Annotated in this window: 22 protein-coding genes; 13 read left to right on the top strand and 9 right to left on the bottom strand. The window is 71.5% G+C overall.

From position 1 onward, the window contains the following. Positions 1-738: 738 nt before the first annotated feature. The 6 genes from ACFQSB_RS19205 to ACFQSB_RS19230 all read left to right on the top strand — a co-directional run bounded on the left by ACFQSB_RS19205 (position 739) and on the right by ACFQSB_RS19230 (position 7489). Entirely contained in the window at positions 739-1731 is a 993-nt protein-coding gene (locus ACFQSB_RS19205) for an ABC transporter permease (RefSeq protein WP_354852723.1), read from the top strand. A 56-nt stretch (positions 1732-1787) separates the two neighbouring features. Beyond that, positions 1788-3566, top strand: coding sequence for an ABC transporter substrate-binding protein (locus ACFQSB_RS19210; protein WP_380828095.1), 1779 nt, complete (start codon positions 1788-1790; stop codon positions 3564-3566). Positions 3567-3656: 90 nt separating this feature from the next. Further along, positions 3657-4676, top strand: a complete 1020-nt coding sequence (locus ACFQSB_RS19215) for an ABC transporter permease (RefSeq protein ID WP_380828097.1) — start codon at positions 3657-3659, stop codon at positions 4674-4676. Then, positions 4673-5698: an ABC transporter ATP-binding protein gene (locus ACFQSB_RS19220; protein WP_380828098.1), complete on the top strand. Its 1026-nt coding sequence runs from the start codon at positions 4673-4675 to the stop codon at positions 5696-5698. Before ACFQSB_RS19215 ends, ACFQSB_RS19220 begins: the two co-directional genes overlap by 4 nt. After that, positions 5695-6747 carry an ABC transporter ATP-binding protein gene (locus ACFQSB_RS19225; RefSeq protein WP_380828100.1) on the top strand — a complete coding sequence of 351 codons (1053 nt, stop codon included), beginning with the start codon at positions 5695-5697 and terminating at the stop codon, positions 6745-6747. Before ACFQSB_RS19220 ends, ACFQSB_RS19225 begins: the two co-directional genes overlap by 4 nt. 154 nt (positions 6748-6901) lie before the next feature. Next, the gene (locus tag ACFQSB_RS19230) at positions 6902-7489 is read left to right on the top strand and encodes a Uma2 family endonuclease (protein ID WP_380828101.1); all 588 of its coding nucleotides are present in this window, start codon (positions 6902-6904) and stop codon (positions 7487-7489) included. 47 nt (positions 7490-7536) lie between these two features. Here ACFQSB_RS19230 and ACFQSB_RS19235 read toward each other — a convergent pair whose 3' ends face one another. The 3 genes from ACFQSB_RS19235 to ACFQSB_RS19245 all read right to left on the bottom strand — a co-directional run bounded on the left by ACFQSB_RS19235 (position 7537) and on the right by ACFQSB_RS19245 (position 10415). After that, the gene (locus tag ACFQSB_RS19235) at positions 7537-8220 is read right to left on the bottom strand and encodes a response regulator (RefSeq protein ID WP_380828104.1); all 684 of its coding nucleotides are present in this window, start codon (positions 8218-8220) and stop codon (positions 7537-7539) included. Continuing rightward, positions 8217-9431 carry a sensor histidine kinase gene (locus ACFQSB_RS19240; protein ID WP_380828105.1) on the bottom strand — a complete coding sequence of 405 codons (1215 nt, stop codon included), beginning with the start codon at positions 9429-9431 and terminating at the stop codon, positions 8217-8219. The genes ACFQSB_RS19235 and ACFQSB_RS19240 overlap by 4 nt, the downstream gene beginning before the upstream one ends. Positions 9432-9605: 174 nt before the next feature. Then, the gene (locus ACFQSB_RS19245) at positions 9606-10415 is read right to left on the bottom strand and encodes a sensor histidine kinase (protein ID WP_380828107.1); all 810 of its coding nucleotides are present in this window, start codon (positions 10413-10415) and stop codon (positions 9606-9608) included. A 196-nt stretch (positions 10416-10611) separates the two neighbouring features. Between ACFQSB_RS19245 and ACFQSB_RS19250 the strand changes: the two genes are divergently transcribed. After that, positions 10612-11514, top strand: a complete 903-nt coding sequence (locus tag ACFQSB_RS19250) for a helix-turn-helix transcriptional regulator (RefSeq protein ID WP_380828109.1) — start codon at positions 10612-10614, stop codon at positions 11512-11514. Positions 11515-11625: 111 nt separating this feature from the next. Here ACFQSB_RS19250 and ACFQSB_RS19255 read toward each other — a convergent pair whose 3' ends face one another. Further along, entirely contained in the window at positions 11626-11841 is a 216-nt protein-coding gene (locus tag ACFQSB_RS19255; RefSeq protein ID WP_354852742.1) for a DUF397 domain-containing protein, read from the bottom strand. Further along, positions 11829-12653 (bottom strand): helix-turn-helix domain-containing protein, encoded by an 825-nt coding sequence (locus ACFQSB_RS19260; RefSeq protein ID WP_380828110.1) that lies wholly within the window; start codon positions 12651-12653, stop codon positions 11829-11831. The genes ACFQSB_RS19255 and ACFQSB_RS19260 overlap by 13 nt, the downstream gene beginning before the upstream one ends. 242 nt (positions 12654-12895) lie before the next feature. On the opposite strand from ACFQSB_RS19260, the gene ACFQSB_RS19265 reads away from it, so the two are divergent. Next, positions 12896-13126, top strand: a complete 231-nt coding sequence (locus tag ACFQSB_RS19265) for a hypothetical protein (RefSeq protein WP_380828112.1) — start codon at positions 12896-12898, stop codon at positions 13124-13126. A 3-nt stretch (positions 13127-13129) separates the two neighbouring features. Here ACFQSB_RS19265 and ACFQSB_RS19270 read toward each other — a convergent pair whose 3' ends face one another. Next, on the bottom strand, positions 13130-13990 hold the full coding sequence (locus ACFQSB_RS19270; RefSeq protein ID WP_380828114.1) for a RecB family exonuclease: 861 nt from the start codon (positions 13988-13990) through the stop codon (positions 13130-13132). 113 nt (positions 13991-14103) lie between these two features. On the opposite strand from ACFQSB_RS19270, the gene ACFQSB_RS19275 reads away from it, so the two are divergent. Next, positions 14104-15240 carry a site-2 protease family protein gene (locus tag ACFQSB_RS19275; RefSeq protein WP_354852750.1) on the top strand — a complete coding sequence of 379 codons (1137 nt, stop codon included), beginning with the start codon at positions 14104-14106 and terminating at the stop codon, positions 15238-15240. 334 nt (positions 15241-15574) lie between these two features. Beyond that, the gene (locus ACFQSB_RS19280) at positions 15575-17032 is read left to right on the top strand and encodes an FHA domain-containing protein (protein ID WP_380828115.1); all 1458 of its coding nucleotides are present in this window, start codon (positions 15575-15577) and stop codon (positions 17030-17032) included. Positions 17033-17106: 74 nt separating this feature from the next. On the opposite strand, the gene ACFQSB_RS19285 is transcribed toward ACFQSB_RS19280, so the two are convergent. Further along, a complete protein-coding gene (locus ACFQSB_RS19285; RefSeq protein WP_380828116.1) occupies positions 17107-17730 on the bottom strand; it encodes a class II aldolase/adducin family protein in 624 nt (207 codons plus the stop codon). Between the two features lie 76 nt (positions 17731-17806). Beyond that, positions 17807-18397 carry a TetR/AcrR family transcriptional regulator gene (locus ACFQSB_RS19290; protein WP_354926083.1) on the bottom strand — a complete coding sequence of 197 codons (591 nt, stop codon included), beginning with the start codon at positions 18395-18397 and terminating at the stop codon, positions 17807-17809. 116 nt (positions 18398-18513) lie between these two features. Here ACFQSB_RS19290 and ACFQSB_RS19295 point away from each other — a divergent pair, with 116 nt between their 5' ends. Continuing rightward, positions 18514-19473: a carbohydrate kinase family protein gene (locus tag ACFQSB_RS19295; RefSeq protein ID WP_380828118.1), complete on the top strand. Its 960-nt coding sequence runs from the start codon at positions 18514-18516 to the stop codon at positions 19471-19473. Positions 19474-19477: 4 nt separating this feature from the next. Continuing rightward, positions 19478-20710: an aminotransferase class III-fold pyridoxal phosphate-dependent enzyme gene (locus ACFQSB_RS19300; RefSeq protein WP_380828119.1), complete on the top strand. Its 1233-nt coding sequence runs from the start codon at positions 19478-19480 to the stop codon at positions 20708-20710. 121 nt (positions 20711-20831) lie between these two features. Here ACFQSB_RS19300 and ACFQSB_RS19305 read toward each other — a convergent pair whose 3' ends face one another. Then, on the bottom strand, positions 20832-21971 hold the full coding sequence (locus ACFQSB_RS19305; RefSeq protein WP_380828120.1) for a GNAT family N-acetyltransferase: 1140 nt from the start codon (positions 21969-21971) through the stop codon (positions 20832-20834). A gap of 151 nt (positions 21972-22122) precedes the next feature. Between ACFQSB_RS19305 and ACFQSB_RS19310 the strand changes: the two genes are divergently transcribed. Continuing rightward, on the top strand, positions 22123-22983 hold the full coding sequence (locus ACFQSB_RS19310; protein WP_354852760.1) for a tRNA (adenine-N1)-methyltransferase: 861 nt from the start codon (positions 22123-22125) through the stop codon (positions 22981-22983). Positions 22984-23033 lie beyond the last annotated feature (50 nt).

The raw sequence follows: 23033 nt of genomic DNA on the forward strand, positions 1-23033 counted from the left end.
GCCCGGGCGCGCCGCCGCGCCGGCAGGCCCGCCGCCCGGCGCCGCGGCCCCCACCCAGCCGTTGCGCCGCCCGTTGCCCGGCAAGCAGCCCGCCGCGCCGGCCGCCGACGACGACCTGTCCGACATCGAGGAGATCCTCAAGCGCCGGGGCATCAGCTAGCGCTCCGGCCCGCCTCGATTCGTCCTGGCCCGGCGCGGGTCGCCCTGGGCTCGGGTGGCGCCGCGCCCCTCTGGCCCTGGCGCGGGTCTGTCGTGTCGTGAAGGAACGGCCCGGGCAAGGAGGCCGCCCGGGTGCCGCCGGATGGACTGAAGGTAACGTTCCGGTAACGTCGGCATCGAGCTCAAGATCGGTAATTCGGGGGCCGGGGGGCCCGCGATAAGATCACCGGCAGGGTCTTCCGGCCATGATTTCCGGCCTCGCGGGAGGGACGCCGGAGGGTCTGTGGCGCCGCAGACCCTACGCCCGCGAGGCTTCCGGCGCAGTGTCACGGTTCCGCGACACAATCCCCACACCCCCAGGACATTCGCTTCAAGATCAACACGAATGAATTTCGCATGAATCACAGTTGAGCCACATAGCGTGCTCAGGTACTGGTCAGTGCAGCTCAGCACGTAGATTCTGCGTCCGGGGGTCGCACACCCGCGGCCTGCCCGAAGATGGGCGAAGCCTGTGGCCACCCGGCGGCGGGCGGCGCATCGGACAGCCACAGTCGTCTGGGATCCAGGGGGCCGACAACTATGACCTCACCGCTCGACGTCTCCGGCGCGGAGCTTCAGGCCATGCCGGAAGCCGTGCTCGAGGGGACGCAGAGCAAGGCGATCGAGGGCCGATCGCTCGGCCAGATCGCGTGGACGCGCCTCAAACGGGACAAGGTGGCGCTCACCGGGGCCGGCGTGGTGATCTTCCTGATCCTCGTGGCGATCTTCGCCCCGCTGATCGTCTCCTGGCTGGGGCACCCCCCGAACGACTTCAACCAGGACCTCATCAGCTCCGAGACCCTCGCGCCCAAGGACGGCACCGGCATCAGCGGCGACCACCTGTTCGGCGTCGAGCCGGTCAACGGCCGCGACATCTTCAGCCGCGTCGTCTACGGCGCCCGCATCTCGCTGCTGATCGCCTTCCTGGCCACGCTGCTCTCGGTGTGCATCGGCACCGTGCTCGGCATCGTCGCCGGCTACTTCGGCGGCTGGGTCGACTCGGTGATCAGCAAGGCGATGGACATCTTCCTCGCCTTCCCGCTGCTGGTGTTCGCCATCGCGCTCGCCGGCGTCGTGCCCGACTCCGCCTTCGGCCTGTCCGGCGACGCCCTGCGCGTCTCGCTGCTGGTCTTCATCATCGGATTCTTCAACTGGCCCTACATCGGCCGCATCATGCGCGGCCAGACGCTGTCGCTGCGCGAGCGGGAGTTCATCGACGCCGCCCGCAGCCTCGGCGCCCGCGGGCCGTACATCATCTTCCGCGAGATGCTGCCGAACCTGGTGGCGCCCATCCTGATCTACGCCACGCTGCTGATCCCGACCAACATCCTGTTCGAGGCGGCGCTGTCGTTCCTCGGCGTGGGTGTGCGCCCGCCCACCGCCACCTGGGGTGGCATGCTCTCGGACGCGGTGCGGTTCTACACGATCCCGCACTTCATGTTCTTCCCCGGTATGGCGATCTTCATCACCGTGCTCGCCTTCAACCTGTTCGGCGACGGCCTCCGCGACGCCCTGGACCCGCGAGCCCGCTGAGCTCGACCCGATCTCCCCGCAAGTTCTCTGGCTCCCGACAACAAGGGGTTTTGTAGATGAAGAGAAAAACCACACTGGGGGTGACCGCCCTGGGTGCGGTTCTCGCCCTGGGGCTGTCCGCCTGTGGCGGCGGCACGGCGACGTCGCCGAGCCAGTCGGGCGCGGCGGCGCCCGCGGGTGGTGGCGCGAAGGCGGAGTTCAACGCCGCCCTCACGCAGGTGTACAACCCTTCCGACAAGAAGGGCGGCATCATCAAGCTGGCCAACGCCGGCGACTGGGACTCCCTGGACCCGGGTGACACCTACTACGGCTACTCCTGGAACTTCATCCGCCTGTACGGCCGCTCGCTGGTGATGTTCAAGCCGGCCCCCGGCAAGGAGAGCACCGAGCTCATCCCCGACCTCGCCGAGAGCCTGGGCGTCCCGAGCGACAACGCCAAGACCTGGACCTACAAGCTCAAGCAGGGCGTGAAGTTCGAGGACGGCACGCCGATCACCTCCAAGGACGTCAAGTACGCCGTCGAGCGGTCCTTCGACAAGGAGGTGTTCCCCGACGGGTACACCTACTTCAACGACACGCTGAACTGGCCGAAGGACTACAAGGGCGCCTACAAGTCCAAGGACGCCGACACCGACAGCGCGATCGAGACCCCCGACGACCAGACGATCGTCTTCCACCTCAAGCAGCCCTACAGCGGCTTCGACTACTTCGCGCAGCTCCCGGCGACGATCCCGGTCCCCAAGGCCAAGGACACCGGCGCCAAGTACAAGGAGCACATCATCTCCTCGGGGCCGTACAAGTTCGACAAGAACGAGATCGGCAAGGGCTTCAACCTGGTCCGCAACGACCAGTGGGACGCCGCCACCGACCCCAACCGCAAGGCGCTGCCGGACGGCTACGAGGTCACCACGAACGTCAACGCCGACGACATCGACAACCGCCTGCTCTCGGGCGACCTGCACGTCGACCTCGCCGGCACCGGCGCCCAGCCGGCCACCCTCGGGCGGGTGCTGACCGACCCGAACCTCAAGGCCACCACCGACAACCCGACGATCACCCGTCTGTGGTACACCTCGATCAACGGCAACGTGAAGCCGCTGGACAACCTCGACTGCCGCAAGGCCGTCGAGTACGCCGCGGACAAGGTCGCCTACCAGACCGCCTACGGAGGCGAGTTCTCCGGCGGCCAGATCGCCACCAGCCTGCTGCCCCCGGGCATCCCCGGCCACAAGGACATCAACCCCTACCCGGCCGGTGCCGACAACCACGGCGACGCCGCCAAGGCCAAGGAGGCGCTGACGGCCTGCGGCCAGCCCAACGGCTTCGAGACCAACATCTCCTACCGCGCCGAGCGCCCGAAGGAGAAGGCCACCGCCGAGGCGCTGCAGCAGTCCCTGGGCAAGGTCGGCATCAAGCTCACGCTGAAGCCGTTCCCGCAGGCCGACTACTTCGCGCTGTACGCCGGCAAGCCCGGTTACGCCAAGGAGAACAAGCTGGGCCTGGCCGTCAACGGCTGGGGCGCCGACTGGCCCGACGGTTACGGCTTCCTGCAGCAGATGGTCGACAGCCGGGTGATCCGCGAGACCGGTGGCTCCTCCAACATCAGCGTCCGCGACCCCGAGGTCGACAAGCTGCTGGACCAGGCGAGCCTGGAGACCGACGTCGCCAAGCGCGAGCCGATCTGGGGCCAGATCGACCAGAAGGTCATGGACGACGCGTTCATCCTTCCGGGCATCTGGGCCAAGAGCCTGCTCATCCGCGGCAAGGGCGTGACGAACGTCTACGTCAGCGATGCGTTCGGCATGTACGACTACCTCAACATGGGCCTGCAGTAGTAGAAGGCCCGGACCATCCGATAGATCCGACAGACACGTGAACGCGGCAGGGGGCCGGCCGACCGGCCGGCCCCCGGAGCCGGGGGGACTGTGGTCACATACATCATCCGGCGCCTGATCTGGGGTGTCGTCATGCTCGCCATCGTGAGCATGATCACATTCGCCATCTTCTTCCTGGTGCCGCGCCTGGCGGGCGCGACCTCCGAGAGCCTCGCCGCCCGGTACGTCGGCCGTACCGCCACCGCCGAGCAGGTCAAGATCGCCGCTGAGAGGCTCGGCTTCAACGATCCGCTGATCGTCCAGTACGGCAGGTTCGCCAAGGGCATCGTCGTCGGCGCCGACTACAGCTACGGTCCCACCACCGAGCACTGCCCCGCGCCCTGCCTGGGGTACTCCTTCCTCAGCCGTCTGCCGGTGTGGCCCGACCTGATCAGCCGGCTGCCGGTCACCATCTCGCTGGCCCTCGGCGCGGCCGTCCTGTGGCTGATCGCCGGCGTGGCGACCGGCGTGGTGTCGGCGCTGAGGCGCGGCAGCGTGTTCGACCGGGCCGCGATGGGCATCGCCCTGGCCGGGGTGTCGCTGCCCATCTTCTTCACCGGCATCGTCTCCCTCGTGTTGTTCAGTTACGGCCGTCCGCTCGCGATCACCGCGCCCGGCGGCAGCTTCACCCCGTTCTTCGTCAACCCCGCCCAGTGGGCCTACAGCCTGATCCTGCCGTGGATCACCCTGGCCTTCCTGTACGCCGCCGGGTACGCGCGCCTCACGCGATCGGGCATGCTGGAGACGATGAACGAGGACTACATCCGCACGGCCAGGGCCAAGGGGCTCACCGAGCGCGTGGTCGTCTTCAAGCACGGCCTGCGCGGGGCGCTCACCCCCATCCTGACCATCTTCGGCCTCGACCTCGGCCTGCTGATGGGCGGCGCGGTGCTCACCGAGAGCACCTTCTCCCTGCCCGGCATCGGCAAGTACGCCATCGACGCGATCACCAACCAGGACCTGCCGAAGGTCATGGGCGTGGTGCTGGTCGCCGCGTTCTTCGTCGTCCTGGCGAACCTGGTGGTCGACCTGCTCTACGCGGTGGTCGACCCGAGAGTGAGGCTCGCATGAGTTTTCTGGAGCTGAAGGACCTGCGGGTCCACTTCCCGACCGATGACGGCCTGGTGAAGTCGGTGGACGGGCTGTCGTTCTCCCTTGAGCGCGGCAAAACCCTCGGCATCGTGGGCGAGTCCGGTTCCGGCAAGAGCGTGACCAGCCTCGGCATCCTCGGCCTGCACAAAGGCGGCCGGGCCAAGATCTCCGGCGAGATCTGGCTGGACGGGGAGGAACTGGTCGCGAGCAGCGCCGAGCATGTCCGCACGCTGCGCGGCAAGAAGATGGCGATGATCTTCCAGGATCCGCTGTCGGCCATGCACCCCTACTACACCGTGGGCGCCCAGATCATCGAGGCGTACCGCATCCACAACCAGGTGAGCAAGGCGGTCGCCCGCAAGCACGCGATCGACATGCTCGGCCGGGTCGGCATCCCGCAGCCGGACCGCCGCGTCGACAGCTACCCGCACGAGTTCTCCGGCGGCATGCGCCAGCGCGCCATGATCGCCATGGCGCTGTCGTGCGACCCCGAGCTGCTGATCGCCGACGAGCCGACGACCGCGCTGGACGTGACCGTCCAGGCGCAGATCCTGGACCTGATGCGCGACCTGCAGCAGGAGTTCAACTCCGCGCTGATCATCATCACGCACGACCTCGGCGTGGTCGCCGAGCTGTCGGACGACATCCTGGTGATGTACGGCGGCAAGTGCATCGAGTACGGCTCGGCCGAGGGTATCTTCGAGCGCCCCGAGCACCCCTACACCTGGGGCCTGCTCGGCTCGATGCCGAGGCTCGACCGCGACCGCACCGAGCGTCTCATGCCCATCAAGGGCACCCCGCCGTCGCTGATCAACGTCCCGCCCGGCTGCGCGTTCCACCCGCGCTGCGCCTTCGAGGGGCGCACGGACGGCAGGGCGAAGACCGTGGTGCCCGAGCTCCTGGAGAGCGAGGGCGGGCACCTGGTGCGTTGCCACATGGCGCCCGAGGAACGGCGCGCCATCTGGGAGAACGAGATCAAGCCCAACCTGGAGTCGGTGTGAGCGAGACGCCCGAGGCCCTGCTGTCCGTCGACGGGCTGGAGAAGCACTTCCCGATCACCAAGGGCCTGGTCAAGCGCCAGGTGGGGGCGGTCAAGGCCGTCGACGGCCTGTCGTTCGACGTGCGCAAGGGCGAGACCCTCGGCCTGGTGGGCGAGTCCGGCTGTGGCAAGACCACGACCGGGCGGCTGATCACCCGGCTGCTCGAGCCCACCGGCGGGAAGATCGTCTTCGAGGGCAGGGACATCAGCCACATGTCGCAGGGCGCGCTCCGGCCGCTCCGCCGCGACATGCAGATGATCTTCCAGGATCCCTACAGCTCGCTCAACCCGCGCCACACGGTCGGCGCGATCGTGGGCGCGCCGTTCCGCATCCAGGGCGTCAAGACCGAGCACGGCACAAGGAAGGCCGTCCAGGAGATCCTGGAGCTGGTCGGGCTCAACCCCGAGCACTACAACCGCTACCCGCACGAGTTCTCCGGCGGCCAGCGGCAGCGCATCGGCATCGCCCGGACGCTCGCCCTGAAGCCCAAGCTCATCATCGCCGACGAGCCGGTGTCCGCTCTGGACGTGTCCATCCAGGCCCAGGTGGTCAACCTGCTGGAGGACCTGCAGAACGAGCTGGACCTCACCTACGTGGTCATCGCCCACGACCTGTCGGTGGTCCGGCACATCAGCGACCGGGTGGCGGTCATGTACCTCGGCAAGATCGTCGAGATCGCCGACCGCAAGGGCCTGTACGAGACGCCCATGCACCCCTACACCACGGCGCTGCTGTCGGCCGTGCCGGTGCCGGACGTCAAGGGGCGCGGGGGGCGCGAGCGCATCCGCCTGCAGGGCGACGTGCCGAGCCCGATCAACCCGCCGCCGGCCTGCCGCTTCCACACGCGCTGCTGGAAGGCCCAGGAGATCTGCAAGACCGTGGAGCCGCCCCTCACGCTGTTGGCCCCCGGCCACCAGGCCGCCTGCCACTTCCCGGAGAACGTCCCCTCCCCGAACGACGCGCCCCCCGCGGACGCCGTCCCCGCCGCGCCCGGCCCGGCCGCGGAGTAACCCTGCCCGATCGCCGCGGCGGCGGGGGCTCATCTCCCAGATGAAATCCCCCGTTCGGCCGCACGCACCCTTGGCGACTTCTTAGAGTGTCCATGTCATCACGCCGAGTGGATGTGGACGTGGAGGGGCGAAGGGTGGTCGTTAAGGTATGGCCATGACGAGTCGCGTGCCCGGTGACTGGTACCGCTGGATTCCCGACCAGATCACGGCGGAGGACTACAAGGCGTTGCCTGAGGACTTCTGTCGCACGATCGAGGTGATCGATGGTCATATCGTCAAGTGCGAGAGTCCTTCACGCATGCACAACCGGGTGGGAAGACGGCTGGCCGCGACGCTGGAGCAGGCTCGCAAGCCGGAGCCCTGCCTGATGGTGGAGACCGACGTCGACGTCCGCATCAGCGACCTTCCCCTCAACCTCCGGCGCCCCGATGTCACGGTGTTCCGTTGCCTGCCCCACGACCGGCGCCTGTACGCGACGGACGCCCTGCTCGTGGTGGAGATCGTCTCGCCGGAGAGTTCGTACCGCACCGACACCGTCGACAAGAAGGCCGCCTATGCCGCGGCCGGGATTCCGGTCTATCTCCTGGTCTTCCTCGACCAGGCGGGCGAGGAGGTGGAACTCATCGAGGAGCATCGGCTGTCCGAAGGGAGATACGAGCTGAGGTGCGGGCACACCCGGCGTCTGTCCTTCGACGATCCGGTCTCGGTGGAGGTGTCGTTCGAGGCGCTGACGTCACTGTGACGCGGGGCAGGACCGGGTGAGGCGGAAGCCGGCGGTCACGTCGGTGATCAGGGGATGGCGCCGGGGGTGATCAGGCCGGTCTCGTAGGCCAGGACCACGGCCTGCACCCGGTCGCGGAGCGCCAGCTTGGTCAGCACGTTGCCCACATGGGTCTTGACGGTGGTCTCGCTGACCACGAGCTCGGCGGCGATCTCGGCGTTGGACATGCCCCGGGCGATCAGGCGCAGCACCTCCAGCTCGCGCTCGGTCAGCCGGTGCACGCGGGCGGGGGTGGCCTGCTGATGGGCCGAGGGCAGCCGGGTGGCGAACTTGTCCAGCAGCCGCCGGGTCACGCTCGGCGCGACGATGGCGTCCCCGGCCGCCACCACCCGGATCGCCTGCACCAGCTCGTCGGGCGGCACGTCCTTCAGCAGGAAGCCGCTGGCGCCCGCGCGCAGGGCCTCGACGATGTACTCGTCCAGGTCGAAGGTCGTCAGCACCAGCACGCGGGGCACGTGGGCGCCCGGCGCGGCGTCCCGCACGATGCGCCGGGTGGCGTCGATGCCGTCCACTCCGGGCATGCGGATGTCCATGAGGACCACGTCGGGCAGCAGCGCCCGCGACTGGTCCTGGGCCGTCGACCCGTTTCCCGCCTCGCCGACGACCGTGATGTCGGGCTCGGCCTCGAGGATCAGCCGGAAGCCGGTGCGCAGCAGCGGTTGGTCGTCGACCAGCAGCACCCTGATTGTCATGTGTGTGAGTCCTTGAGGGGGAAACGGGCCCGTACCTCGAATCCGCCCCCCTGGCGCGGGCCGATTCGCAGGATTCCACCATAGAGTGAGACTCGTTCGCGTATGCCCACCAGACCGTGTCCCTGCCGGTCGTCCGGCCCCCGCGGGCTCGTCCCGTTGACGCCCGTCCCGTCGTCCTCCACCCGCACCAGCAGCTCGCCCGGGTCGTGGCGGACGGTCACCCATGCCCGCGCCGCCGGCCCGGCATGCCGCAGGCTGTTGGTCAGGGCCTCCTGGACCAGGCGGTAGGCGGCCAGGTCGATGCCCGGCGGGAGCACTTGCCGCTCGCCCTCGACCCACAGCTGCGCCCGCAGCCCCGCCTCGCGCATCTGGTCGACCAGCCCGGGCAGGTCGCCCATGCCGGGCTGGGGCGCGCGCTCCCCGGCCTCGCCGTCGGTGCGCAGCACTCCTACGATGCCCCGCATCTCGCGCATGGCGGTCCTGCCCATCTCCTCGATGGCGACCAGGGCGTCCTTGGCGGCCTCCGGACGGGTGTCCAGCACCTTGCGGGCCGCCGCGGCCTGGACGGTCATCACGCTCACGTGGTGGGCCACCACGTCGTGCAGTTCGCGGGCGATGCGCGAGCGCTCCTCGGCGCGGGCGGCGCGGGTGTCGGACTCCCGGGCCCGCTCCAGCCGCTCGGCCCGGTCGACGAGCTCGGCGAGGTAGGCCCGGCGCAGCCGGATCGAGCGGCCCACCACCCACACCGTCAGCGCCACGACCACGACGAACGTCTGCTGCCCCCAGCCGCCGGTGTCCGCGCCGAGCAGCATCGAGGTGAGATGGGAGAGGGAGACGACCGCGGCGGCCACCAGGCTCAGCGCCAGCCCCCGATAGGCGGCCACGGTGTAGAGCAGGATGAGCGACACCAGCCCGGTGAGCCCGGCGTCGTAGTCCAGCGCGGCCAGCGCCACCTGCGGCAGCTCGGCCAGGCACAGCAGCACGAGCGGCCAGCGCCTGCGCGGCGCCACGGCCGCGCAGGTGAGCGTGATCAGGACGAGGCTGAGCGCGTCGGGGGACCTGGTGGGGCCGTACCCGGCGGTGGGGGCGCCGGCGGCGTTGACCACGACCGTGGCGGCCGACAGCGCGGTGATGAGAAGAGCGAGGGCCGAGTCGCCGATCAGGGGATGGGCTCTGAGCCAGGCTCGCGGGCTGCCGGGGGTCGTGCGCACCCTCTCAATTTAGGACTTCCGTGCTGTTCGCCACCCTGCTGAGGATGGATATCGTCCTCATCCCGGGGAAGGACCACCGGCCGGGCGGCGGGCGGTGGCTCGGGTCCGGTGGGTCCGCGCAGGCCGCCGGCCGCTGATCGCGACGCCGGCGCGGGGGCCGGCCGGCCGGTCGGTTCAGGCGGCGCGAAAGGGGCGGGGGGCGCGCGCGACCCGCTCCAGGTCGGCGGTGTCCCCGTCGCCGGACGCGGCCACGGGCAGGCGCAGCACGAAGCTCCTCGCGCCCGACGGCCGCAGGTAGGCCCACAGCGTGCCGTGGTGGGCGTGGGCGATGCCCCGCGCGACCGCCAGGCTCAGGCCGGCCTGGTCGCCCCGGGGGAAGGTGTCCAGCCGCGTGAGGCGCTCCATCCGCTCGTGTTCCGCGGCCGCCCCGTCGCCGGTCACCGTGAGTTCGGCGCAGTCGCCGTCGCGGCGCACCCGCACGCGCACCACCGTGCCGTCGCCCTCGCCCCGTCGCGCCCGCCCGAGCAGGATGGCCAGAGCCTGCGTCAGGTCCGGCCGCACCGCCTCGACGGTGACCCCGTGGCCCGGGACGCAGACCACATCGGCGCCTTCCGGCGCCGCCTCGGCGGCCAGTTCGCCGAGGTCGACCCGCTCGGACTCGCGCGGCTCACCCTGCTCGGTGGTGGCGAGCAGGAGCAGGTCGCCGATGGCGGCCTGCAGGCGGCCGACGCCGGCCAGCGTCCGCTCCAGCAGCTCGCCCAGGTCGGTCTGGTCGGGGTGCATGCGCGCCTCCTCCAGTTCGGCGCGCAGGCCGGCCAGGCAGGTGCGGAGCTCGTGCGAGGCGTCGATGGCGAAGCGGCGCTGTTCCTCAAGCACGGCCGCGGTCTGGCGCATGGCCTGCTCGGCGCGGGCCGTGGCCCGGTCGGCCTGCCTGCCGGCCCGGTCGAGCCGTTCGAGCGTCGCCTTGAGTATCGAATCGGTCATGCCGTCCTCCTTCCGGCCGTCTGGAGGTGAACGTCCGGCGTCACTGGTGGGCCTGTCATGCGATGCTGCTTCCAGCAAAGCACGCGGGAGGGCGGAAAAGGGGCTCTGAACTGGCACTCTTCAGACCGGGACCACCAGTACCAGGCTAGGTGCGCCCCGGCATGGCGACATTCAGCAAACCCGACATACTGGACATATGGCCCATGCTACGGAACTGGGGGAATTCCTCCGATCACGCCGTGACCGGCTGAGTCCCGAGCAGCCACAGGACGACCGTTCCGCCGGGCGGCGGCGGGTCCCGGGGCTGCGGCGCGAAGAGCTGGCCCGCATGGCCGGGGTCAGCGTCGACTACTACACCCGCCTGGAACAGGGCCGCAGCCGCAACGCCTCCCGAGAGGTCCTCGCGGCCATCGCCCGCGCTCTGCGGCTGGACGAGACCGAGCGGACCCATCTGCTCGACCTGGCGGAGGCGGGCCCCGCGCGCGGACATCCTCCGCGCCGGCCCCAGCGGGTCGCCCGGGAGACCTACCAACTGCTGGAGAGCCTGGAACAGGGCGGCATCCCGGCGTTCGTGATCGGCCGCTGCTGCGACGTGCTGGCCGCCAACCGGCTGCTCAGGGCGCTGTGCTGCGACTTCTACGCCATGCCGGCCGCCGAGCGGAACATGGCGCGGTACATCTTCTGCGATCCGCGCGCCCGCAGGCTGCACGACGACTGGGAGGGGGTGGCCGCCAACGTCGCCGCCATACTGAAGTTCGAGTTCGGCCGCCGCCCGGACGACCCCCGGCTGGCCGAGGTGATCCACGGCCTGACGAAGGACAGCGCCGACTTCCGGCGGCTGTGGGCACGCTACGACGTCCACGAGAGGGTCAGGGGGATCAAGCGCTACGACAATCCCATCGTCGGGGACATCGTCATGACCTACCACACGCTGTCGCTGCCCGGAGACCCCGACCAGACGCTGTTCGTCTACACCGTCGAGCCCGGCACGCCGTCGGCCGAGGCGATGCGACTGCTGGTCAAGTACGTCGAAGAGGGCAACATCCCGGCCGGTTCCGAAACCCGGAAGGATCGCCGGTCTCCTGGTGGCGCCGCCTGAGCGGCGGTGGACGGACGCGGGCGCCCGCCTTCCGGGCGGGCCGTCGTGAGGACCGGCCGCTTTCGGGGATCCGCACGGTCTCGCCGGCGACCGTACGGACCACGGGAGGGCTCAGGCGCCGAAGTGCCCTGCCTTCACGCCGTGACTGAACAAGGTCCACTCGCTGGCCGCGAAGACCAGCGGGGGACCGGCGGGGCGCTTGCTGTCGCGCACGCCGACGCGGCCGCCGGGCAGGCGGGCCACCTCGACGCAGTTGCCGCCGCTGCTGCCGGAGTAGGGGGATCTCGACCATGCCGCTTCGCGCAGCTCGTCCTTCAGGTGGTCCATCGCTGAATCGTCTCCCTGATCAACTCGAGTGACGCGCGCTGGGGAAGCGCCTCAGCGCGGATCACTTCGTACCGAACGGTGAGCTCTTCGACCTCCGCCGCCCGCTCGACGACCTGGCCGTGACCTGCGGACTCCAGGTAAACGGTATCGGGCAGGCCGCGCGTCTGGGCGATAATGAACCCCCCTTCCAGCCCTGTGGTGGAGTACGCGCTGAGGGGGACGACCTGGATCGTCACGCACGGCAGCGCTCCGGCCTCCAGCAGGCGGTGCAGTTGCGCGGTCATGACCTGCGCGCTGCCGATCGGCCGGTGCAGCACCGCCTCGTCGAGCACCGCCCACAGCATGGGCGGCTCGGGACGCTCGAAGATGCGCTGGCGCTCCATGCGGGCCGCCACCTGCTCCTCGACGTCCTCCGGGGTCACGCGGGGCTCACCCAGCAAGATCGCCCGCGCGTACTCCTCGGTCTGCAGCAGCCCCGGGACCACCAGCGGCTCCCAGGTGCGCAGGGTGGCCGCCTCGCGCTCGACCTCCAGCCACGGACGGAACCAGGACGGGGTCGAGGCGCGGTTGATGAACGGCCACAGCCGCAGCAGGGCGCCGTCCAGTTGCAACGCCTTGTCGCAGCGCTCGGCGAAGTCGCGTGAGGGGGTGCGCCGGGCGTTCTCCACCATGCCCACCAGCGCGACGGAGAAGCAGATCTTCTGCGCGAGCTGCTCCATCGTCCAACCGGCCGCGGTGCGATGACGCCGCAGCTCGTAGCCGAACAGGGCCTGGGCGGAGGCGGCCGGGTCGAGCTCTCGGGGGGCGGGCATCTCGCTCCGTTCGTCGGTTCTTACTGGTCTCCTGACGCCTTCCACAAGTCTTTACACACAAAGTGTCGAATACGCAATGGATCTCAATGAGTACCGTACGTAGTCGACCGGCGGCATTCTGGGAACGGTGAGCGGTCGGTGGCGGCGTGAACGGCGGAGGCGATGACGAACATGCCACAGCTTCATCGTGAGCGTGCGGGGAGATCTCGTCCAGAGCGACGGCGGGCGGAGGGGGTCCGGTGATGCACTTCGGCTACGGACGGCGCGACATCCCCGAGGCCCAGCGGCACGCCAACCTCGACACCGTCAGGCGCGTGCGCGAGACCGTCAGCGAGATGGTGGGCGCCGAGCGCCGCCGTCAGGCCGAGGGGCCGGCCGTCTCCTGGCGCCCGGAACACCGCGGGCCGGACGAGGCCGCCCTGGGCATCCCGCCCCACCTCGACGAGGAGGGGGGCGCCGCCGACGGCGCCTGAGCTTCAGAGTTCGTCGGTGGCCGCGCGGCGGGCGCCCCTGATGGTGTCGCCGGGGCGCCGGTCGGGCACCGGCGGGGGAGTGCCGCCGAACTCCGGGCACAGGGCCTGGTAGTCGCACCAGTCGCACAACCGCGAGCGGCGGGCCCGCCACTCGCGCGTGGTGAGCGAGCGCTCGATGGCCTCCCACAGCGCCTGCACCTTGCGCTCGGTCGCCAGCAGGTCGGCCTCGTCGGGGGCGTAGCGCACGATCTCGCCGTTGCCGAGGTACATCAGCTGCAGCAGCCGGGGCACCTCGCCGCGCAGCCGCCACAGCACCAGCGCGTAGAACTTCATCTGGAACAGCGCCTTGGCCTCGAAGTCGCGGCCCGGCGCGCTGCCGGTCTTGTAGTCGACCACCCGCACCTCGCCGGTGGGCGCCACGTCGACGCGGTCGATGTAGCCGCGCAGCATCAGCCCGCTGTCGAGCACCGCCTCGACGTACAGCTCGCGCTCGGCCGGCTCCAGGCGGCGCGGGTCCTCCAGGGCGAAATAGCGCTCGAGCATCTGGCGCGCCTGGCCGATCCAGCGCTCGTGCTCGGTGTCGTCCTCGAACAAGGCGGAGTACTCGGGCGACTGCTCCAGCAGGCGGGTCCACTGCGGGTCGAGCAGTGCCTGCGCCGCCGCGACGTCGCGTTCGGCGGCCGGCAGGTCGTACAGCCGCTCGAGCACCGCGTGGACCAGCGTGCCGCGCACGGCGGCCGGAGAGGGGCGCTCGGGAAGCCGGTCGATCACCCGGAAGCGGTAGAGCAGCGGACATGTCATGAAGTCACCCGCGCGGGAGGGGGAGAGACTGCCGATGATCGCGGGCGGCTCCGAAATGCTCATGCCGGAACTGTAGGTCAGCCGGGCGACACTTCAGGCCGGGGACGCCCTTCGGGCAGGCCTTTCCGCGCCGCGAGGCGCGTAGCATCGAGGCACGAGGAGGGACGACGACAATCATGAGCACCCAGACCCCGCAACGGCCTGCGTCTCCGGGGCTGCGCATGGGAAGCCCGTTCGGCATTCCCATCTACGTGTCGCCGACGTGGCTGATCGTCGCGGCGTTTATCACCTACACCTTCCAGCCCGTGGTGGCCGACCACCTGCCGGGCAGGACCACCTTCACCACCTACCTGGTCGCCTTCGTCTTCGCCGTCTTCCTCTACATCTCGGTGCTGCTGCACGAGCTGGCCCACTGCGTGATGGCCCGCCATTTCGGGCTGCCGGTGCGGCGCATCACGCTCTACATGCTCGGCGGGGTCTCCGAGATCGAGCGCGAGCCCGAGACGCCGTCGCGGGAGTTCCTCGTCGCCTTCGTCGGCCCGCTGGTGTCGCTGGGCCTGGCCGCCGCCGGGTTCGCCGTCAGCCTGGTCGTGCCCGCCGAGACCATCCCGTACGTGCTGATCCTGCAGCTCTGGGTCTCCAACCTCATCGTCGGGGTGTTCAACCTGCTGCCCGGCCTGCCGCTCGACGGCGGCCGCATGCTGCGGGCCGGTGTGTGGAAGCTCACCCGCAACTCCGTCACCGGCACCAAGGCCGCCGCCTGGTTCGGGCGCGGGCTCGCCGTCGCCCTGGTGGTGCTGACCCTCGGCTCCTCCTGGGTGACCGAGCAGGAGCCCGACTGGGGCCAGGTGCTGTGGTCGGTGCTGCTGGCCTCCTTCATCTGGATGGGCGCGAGCCAGTCGCTGCAGGTGGCCAAGGTGCGCGCCCGCATGCCCCACCTCCAGGCCCGCACGCTGGCCAGGCGCGCCATCGCGGTCACCGCCGAGGTGCCGCTGGCCGAGGCCATGCGCCGCGCCCGCGAGGCGCAGGCCGGCGCCATGGTCGTCGTCGACCACGACGGGCACCCCACGGCCATCGTCAACGAGGCCGCCGTCGCCGCCACGCCCGAGCAGCGGCGGCCCTGGGTGAGCGTCGGCGCGCTGTCGCGCAGCCTGGAACCCTCGCTGGTCCTGCCGGCCGACCTGGCGGGCGAGTCGCTGATCGACGCCATGCGCGAGACCCCCTCGGGGGAGTACCTCCTGGTCGAGCGGGGCGGGGACGTCTACGGCGTGCTGGTCACCGCCGACGTCAACCGGGTCTTCAGCGGGGTCTGACCCGCCCCCCGTCCGCGACCGGGGCCGCGCCGCGACCGGGCCCGTCCCGGCACGGCGCTCCTCGGCCTTCGCCTCCGCCCGGTTCCGGCGTGGCATGGGGAGCCGATCCGCGGGGAGAAAGGCGGAGCTTGTTCGGTCTGCTCACCTTGGTCGCGGAGGGACTTCTGCTGTGGTTTTTGCTACGGTCCGGTGCCATCGGTAGCCTCATCGACCCGGTCCCGCCCGCCACCCTCCGGACACGGTTCGCCGTCGTCCGGATTAGTGTTTGGCTGGTGGTGGGCGGCCCGATGCGGGTGCCGTCCATCCGGTGGCGTTTTCGGAGAGGGAGAGTTCTGTGACGGAGCAAGGCGTGGGGGTGGTGCGTCCGCTTCCCGGCGACGGGTTGATCGCCCATGTGGGCGGCCTGCTGCTGGTGTGCGACGCGGCCGACGCCGTCGCCGAGGAGCTGCTGTCCGCGGTGCGCGAGACCGCGGCCTCCGGCGGCGACGGCAGGGCCCTGGCCCGGCGCGCCGCCCAGGTCCTCGCGCGGTCGATGACGGCCGAGCCGATCGCCTGCGCCCTCGCCGGCCCGGTGGGCGGCGGCATCGCGGTGCTGGTCAGCGGGGACGCCCAGGCGTCCATCACCGGGCCGGGCACCGAGGTCCGCCTCGACGGCAAGGACGCCCTGACCTGGACCGACCGGCTGGTCGCCGGGCCGGTGTCGGCCGTCGAGCTGCGCCTGCCGGACGCCGGGCCGCCGATCAGGCGGGCCCGGCTGGACGCGGGCGTGATCCCCGGTGGCGGCGTCATCTGCTCCTTCACCGAGGGGCAGGACGCCGGCGGCCCGGCCGCCGAGGGGTCCGGGAACGTGCGCCAGGCGATGGCCGCCGATCCCTTCCCCGGTCCCGACCCGGTGACGGCGTCCGGCCCCTCCGGGCTGTCCGGTCCCTCCGGGGCGTCCGCGTCGCCCGGCCGGTCAGAGCCGTCCAGGGCGAGCCTGGCGGAGCCCGAGCCGTCCCGTCCCGAGCCCGGCGCGGGCGCGCCGTACGGCATGGGCGCGGCGCCGATGTCCGTGCCCTCCGTGCCCTCCGTGCCCTCCCTGCCCGAGCCGGCCCCCCTCGCCTCCACGCCGCCCCCCGAGCACGAGGCGTCGCCGTCCCTGCTGACCGACCCCGAGATGGCCGCCGTGGACCCCGGCGCGGCGCCCGGCGGCCCCGGCGAGGGCGAGGCGCCCGGCTTCGAGTCCTACCTGCTGGAGGGCGGCGAGGACCGGCCTGACACGCCCGGCGCCCTCCTGGAGCCCACCGAGGCCGGCCCGGCGCCCGAGCCGCTCAGCCGGCCCATGGTCTACGGGGTCGACTGCAAGAACGACCACTTCAACGACCCGCGCGTGCCCTACTGCGCGGTCTGCGGCATCGCCCTGGTGCAGCGCACGCTGGTGCCCTACAAGGGGGAGCGCCCGCCCCTCGGGGTGCTGCTGCTGGACGACGGCCTGACGCTGACCTTGGACGGCGACTACCTGCTCGGACGCGACCCCGAGCGGGCGCCGGAGGTCACCTCGGGCGAGGCGCGCCCGGCCAGGGTCACCAGCCCCGACGGCTCGGTCTCCCGCCGCCACCTGCGGGTGCGGCTGGACGGCTGGGACGTCAACCTGATCGACCTCGGCTCGGTCAACGGCACCCAGGTGCAGCCGCCCGGCGACCCGAACTTCTACGACATCCCGCCGAACGAGCCGGTGCCCATCCTGCCGGGCACCACCGTCCGCGTCGGCGTGTCGCGCACCATGCGCTACGAGTCCCACCGCACGGCCTGACCTCCGCCCCACGACGACTCCGGGCGGCCGCCCCACCGGGGCGGCCGCCCGGAGTCGTCGCGGGGGCGTGGTGGTCAGCCGCGGACGGCGCGCTCGACGACGGCGGCCAGTTCGGCCTCGGACAGGATGCGCGGCTCGCCGATCGTCCGGGCCTGGATGTAGACGGCGCACAGCCACTCCAGAAGGCGCGCGGCCTCGAGGGCCTGCTCCAGGTCGGCGCCGACGGCGACGGCCCCGTGGTTGGCCATCAGGGCCGCCAGGCGGCCCTCCAGGGCCGCGCGGACGTTGCCGGCGAGCTCGGGGGTGCCGTAGGTCGCGTACGGCGCCACGCGGACCGGGCCGCCGAGCAGCATCACGTTGTAGTGGATCGCCGGCAGCTCGCTCATCGTGGCCGACACCACGACGGCGTTCTGTGAGTGGGTGTGCACGATCGCCGCGGCGCCGGTGCTCTCGTAGAGCGCCAGGTGCATCGGCACCTCGGAGGAGGGTTTGCTGCCGCCCTCCAGCACCTGGCCCGACATGTCCAGGACGGGGCAGCTTTCGGGGGTGAGCCGGTCCAGGGCGACCCCGCCGGGCGAGACCGCCACCAGGTCGCCGTCGCGGACGCTGATGTTGCCCGAGGTGCCGAGCACGAGCCCGGTCTCCACCATGCGGCGGCCGATGTCGCACAGCCGTTCCCGCTCGCGCGCAAGCCTCATCTCGCTCCGTTCTCCTCGTGGTCTCCGCCGCGTGCCGGCGTGCGGTCAAGATGCCGTGGCGCGGTCCCGCCCGCGCTCACGGGGTCAGGCGGTCCAGCTCGGCGCCCATGAGCCGGGTGAGGGAGCCGGGCGGCAGGCGGTCGGGGTAGAGCAGCCGGTGCAGGCTCAGCCCGTCCACCAGGGCGAGCAGCCGCGCGGCGACGTCGTCGAGGTCCTCGCCGGTGGCGATCTCGCCGGCCGCCGCGGCCGCGTCGAGCAGGGTGCGCACCAGATAGCGCAGCTCGCCGGCCTCCTCGCGCTGCACCTCCAGCAGCCGGCCGCCGGCCAGGCTGCGGCCCCAGAAACCGACCTCCAGGGCGGTCTCCTGCGCGCGCTCCTCGTCGAGGGGCAGGTTGTCCAGGAGCACCTCGCGCAGCGCCGCGAGGCCCGAGCGCCCGGTGAGCTTGTCCTTCAGGCGGCTCACGATGCGCCGATGGGAGGCCCTGAGCGCCGACAGCAGGATGTCGTCCTTGTCGGCGAAGTAGTGGGTGAGCACGCCGTTGGAGTAGCCGGCCTCCTTGGCGATGGCCCGGGTGGTCGCCGCGTCGATGCCCTCGCGCAGGATGACCCTGCGGGCGGCGTCCACGACCTCCTCGCGGCGTTCCCGGTGATTGACGATCTTCGGCATGCCCGTCCCTTCACGGCGGGTCCCGATGTGACCCGACCACGCCTTGACATTTTAGTCGGGCGCCCGTCTATTATCCGGCAATCCGCGTAATCCCCGTATCGGACGAAGGAACCGCCATGACCGTCCTCACGCTGGGGGTGCACATCGTCGATGTGCTGGCCCGGCCCGTGGAGTCCATCCCAGAGGGCCAGGACACCCACCTGCTGGAGCAGATCAGGGTGACGGCCGCGGGCGCCGCCGCCGGCACCGCCGTCGACCTGGCCAAGCTCGGGGTGCCGGTCGCCTCGGCCGGCGCGGTCGGCCACGACGAGCTGGGCGACCTGCTGCTGATGCTCATGGAACGGCACGGCGTGGACGTGCGGGGCATCGTGCGCAAGACCGGCGAGCAGACCGCCGCCTCCATCCTGCCCATCCGCCCCGACGGCGGGCGGCCCTCCTTCCACGTCCCCGGCGCCAACCTGACCCTGTCCACCGCCGACCTCGACCCCGCCCAGGTGACCGGGGCGCGTGTGGTCCACCTCGGCGGCATGGACGTCACCTGGGGCCTGCACGACCCGGCCTTCTTCGAACTGCTCACCGCCGCCAGGCGGGGCGGGACGCTGGTCACGATGGACCTGCTGTCCAACATGCCCGACCTGATGCAGGGCGCCCGCGCCTTCCTGCCGCACGTCGACCACTTCCTGCCCAACGAGGAGCAGGCACTCATGATCACCGGCGCGTCGTCGGTGGAGGAGGCGGCGGCCATGCTGCTCGCCGAGGGCCCCGCGGGCGTGCTGATCACCCTCGGCGCCGAGGGCAGCCTGGTCGCCACGGCCGGCGGGACGGTCCGCGTGCCCGCCCTGCGCACGCCCGTCGTGGACACCACCGGATGCGGCGACGCCTACTGCGCCGGGTTCATCGCCAGCCTGCTCGCCGGGCACGAGGTCACCGGCGCCGCCCGCCTGGGCACCGCCCTGGCCGCCCGGGTCGCCGGGGGCCTCGGCTCCGACGCCGGCCTCGGCGGCCTGACCCTCGACCACCTCCAGCGCCTCGCCGACGAGGGCGCGGGCGCGCTGCCCGCCACCGAAGGGATCTGAGCACATGTCCGACAGAGTGTCCGACGCCGAACTGCGCGACCGGGCCGCCAAGGTCGTCCCCGGCGGCATGTACGGCCACCTCAACGCCGCGATCTTCGCCCCCGGCTACCCCCAGTTCTTCGTCCGGGGCGAGGGCTGCCGCCAGTGGGACGCCGACGGGCGCGAGTACCTCGATCTGATGTGCAGCTGGGGGCCGGTCATCCTCGGCCACCGGCACCCGCGCGTCGAGCAGGCGGCGGCGGCCCAGCAGGCCGCGGGGGACTGCCTGAACGGGCCGGGCCCGGTCATGGTGGAGCTCGCCGAACTGATGGTCGACCTGATCCCCTCGGCCGACTGGGTGATGTTCTCCAAGAACGGCACCGACGCCACCACCCAGGCGCTCATGGTGGCCCGCGCCGCCACCGGGCGCTCCAAGGTGCTGGTGGCCCACGGCGCTTACCACGGGGCCGACCCGTGGTGCACCCCCAGCCTGGCCGGCACGACCCCGAGCGAGCGCGCCGACCTGATCGAGTACCCCTACAACGACCTGGCCGGCGCCGAGGCCGCCGCCGCCCAGGCTGAGGGGGACGTGGCCGCGATCATCGTCACGCCGTTCAAGCACGACTCCTTCGAGGACCAGGAGCCGGTCGACCCCGCCTTCGCGCGGGGGGTGCGCGCCCTGGCCGACCGCATCGGCGCCGCCCTGGTGATCGACGACGTGCGCGCCGGCTTCCGGCTCGACCTGCGCGGCTCGTGGGAGCCGCTCGGCGTGCGCCCCGACCTGACCGCTTGGAGCAAGGCGATGGCCAACGGCTACGCCATCGCGGCGGTCACCGGCACCCACGCGCTGCGCGGCCCGGCGCAGACGTTGTACTCCACCGGGTCGTTCTGGTTCTCCGCCGTCGCCATGGCCGCGGCCAAGGCCACCATCGAGACGCTGCGCGACATCGACGGCCCGGCGCTGATGGAGCGGGCCGGGACGCGGCTGCGTGAGGGGCTGGCGGCGCAGGCGGCCTCCCACGGGTTCGTGGTCAGGCAGACCGGCCCGGTGCAGATCCCGTGGCTCTCCTTCGAGGGAGACACGACCCTGGAGAAGGGCATGTACTGGTCCGGCGCGTGCCTGAAGGAGGGGGTGTACCTCCACCCGTGGCACAACTGGTTCCTGTCGGCGGCGCACACCGACGCCGACATCGACCGGGCGCTGGCCGGCACCGACGCCGCCTTCGCCGCGCTGCGCGCCAAGTTCGGCGCCGACTGAGCCGAGGCCTCCGCTCCGGAGCGCGCCTCCTGCCGCGAGGCGCGCTCCGACCGCGCCTCGCTCTTCCCGGGGGGAGCCGCGCCTCACGGCGGGAGGGCGGTGCGGCCGGGGGAGGGGCGGCTCAGCCGCGCAGTCGCACCCACTGCAGGTCGTCGTGCCGGGTGCCGTCCGCGCCCGGCAACAGCGCTTTTACCAGGGCCTCCCGCTCGAAGCCCGCGCGCTCCAGCACGCGGTGGGAGGGGGTGTTGTCGGTCGCGGTGCCCGCCACGATGCGGTGCAGGGGGGTGTTCGTGAAGGCCCACTCGCACAGCAGGTCCACGGCCCTGGTCATGAACCCGCGGCCGCGGAAGCGCCCGGCCAGGCTGTAGCCGATCATCGCCTGGCCGAGCGCCTGGTTGACGTTCATGAGCTGGATGTGGCCGGCGAACTCCCCGGTGGCGGCGTCGTGGACGCCGAGCTCGGCCCGCTCGCCCGCCAGCCACCACATGCCGGTGCACCGGGCGCGGTACACGCTCTCCTCGCGTAGCGGGGCGAGCGGCGGGACGCTGCGCACCAGCACGTCCGGCTCGCTCATCATGGCCTGGTAGGCGTCGACGTCGGCCAGGGTGAGCGGCGCGAGCCGCACCACGCCGTCCGAGAGCGACCCCCCGGGCAGGTCGGGCAGGTAGGACCGCTGGGGGGTGCCGGGGTCGGTGGCCAGGCGCCCGTACAGCACCAGGTCGGTGCGGCCGCCTCCGTCCTTGCGGGAGGCGGCCTCCCGCAGGACGCCTTCGCGGCGGTAGCCGGCGGCCATCGCGACGCGCTGGCTCGCGGTGTTCTCCAGATCGGTGAGCAGTTCGACCCGGTGCGTCCCGTGCTGGTAGGCCCATTCGCTGAGGGCCCGGGTCACGATGGTGGCCACTCCACGCCGGCGGGCCCAGGGCGCGACCATATAGCCGATCTCGGCGTTGCCCGCCGCGGACGGCGGCTTGAGCAGCGCGTTGCCGAGCCAGTCGCCGGTGGCCGGGTCGGCGATGGCGAAGTACGCCCCGCCCGCCTCCCACGTCCCGGGGGCGGTCTCGGTGACGAAGACGCGCGCGTCGTCGGCGGTGTAGGGGACCGGGACGCTCGGGACGTAGGCGGCGATCTCGGGATCCGCGCAGGCCCGCGTGATCGCGTCGATGTCGTCCTTGGCGGGCGGGCGCAGCAGGTACGGGCCCGCCTGGACCGTCTCGCGGGGGTACCGGGGAAGCCCGGGAAGCCGGGGAAGCGGGGGAAGCATGGCAAAGAGCTACCAGGATCGGGCGCGGAGGGCCAATCCATTTCTGAGGGGGATGCGCCACCCCAGAGGTCGCGTTCCACCTGATACCGGTCACCCCAGTGGCATCGCGCGCCCGCGCGAGCGGGCGGCGGGCGGATATAGCCTTGCGCGCATGGGTTTCCGCAGGCACGGGCCGTTCCGGCCCGGTGATCAGGTACAACTAACCGACCCCAAGGACAAGCGCCACACCGTGACGCTCAAAGAGGGCGGTGTCTTCCACACGCACAAAGGCTCCATCCCGCACGACGACCTGATCGGGTCTCCCGAGGGCTCGGTCGTGCGCTCCTCCGGCGGGACGCCGTATCTGGCCTTCCGCCACCTGCTGCAGGACTACGCGGTCTCCATGCCGCGCGGCGCGGCCGTCGTCTATCCCAAGGACGCCGCGCAGATCGTCGCCATGGCCGACGTCTTCCCCGGCGCGCGGGTCGTGGAGGCCGGCGTCGGCTCCGGGGCGCTCACGTGCTTCCTGCTGCGCGCGGTGGGCGAGAGCGGCACGGTCACCTCCTACGAGCGGCGCGAGGACTTCGCGGAGGTGGCGCGCAAGAACGTCGAGAAGTTCTACGGCGGCCCCATGCAGCAGTGGCGGCTGGTCGTGGGCGATCTGGTCGCCTCCCTCGACGAGAGCGACGTCGACCGGGTGATCCTCGACATGCTGGCGCCGTGGGAGTGCGTGGACGCGGCGGCCAAAGCCCTGACGCCTGGCGGTGTTATCTGCTGTTATGTAGCGACAACAACACAGTTGTCGCGTACGGTGGAAAGCCTCCGCGATCACGGAAGTTTCACTGAGCCGCATTCGTGGGAAACCTTGGTCCGCGACTGGCATGTGGAAGGTCTCGCCGTCCGCCCGGGTCACCGGATGGTCGGGCACACGGGCTTCCTCGTCATGGCCCGTCGCATGGCGGACGGCGTCACGCCCCCGCCCAGGCGCCGGCGCCCCGCCAAGGGCGCGTACGGGGAGGAGTCGGGCACATGAGCTCCCGAAGCCGACCATGAGGTTCGGCGGGCAATCATGCCGGCTCGCCA

Source organism: Sphaerisporangium rhizosphaerae (assembly GCF_042665155.1).
GTDB classification, from domain to species: Bacteria; Actinomycetota; Actinomycetes; order Streptosporangiales; family Streptosporangiaceae; genus Sphaerisporangium; species Sphaerisporangium rhizosphaerae.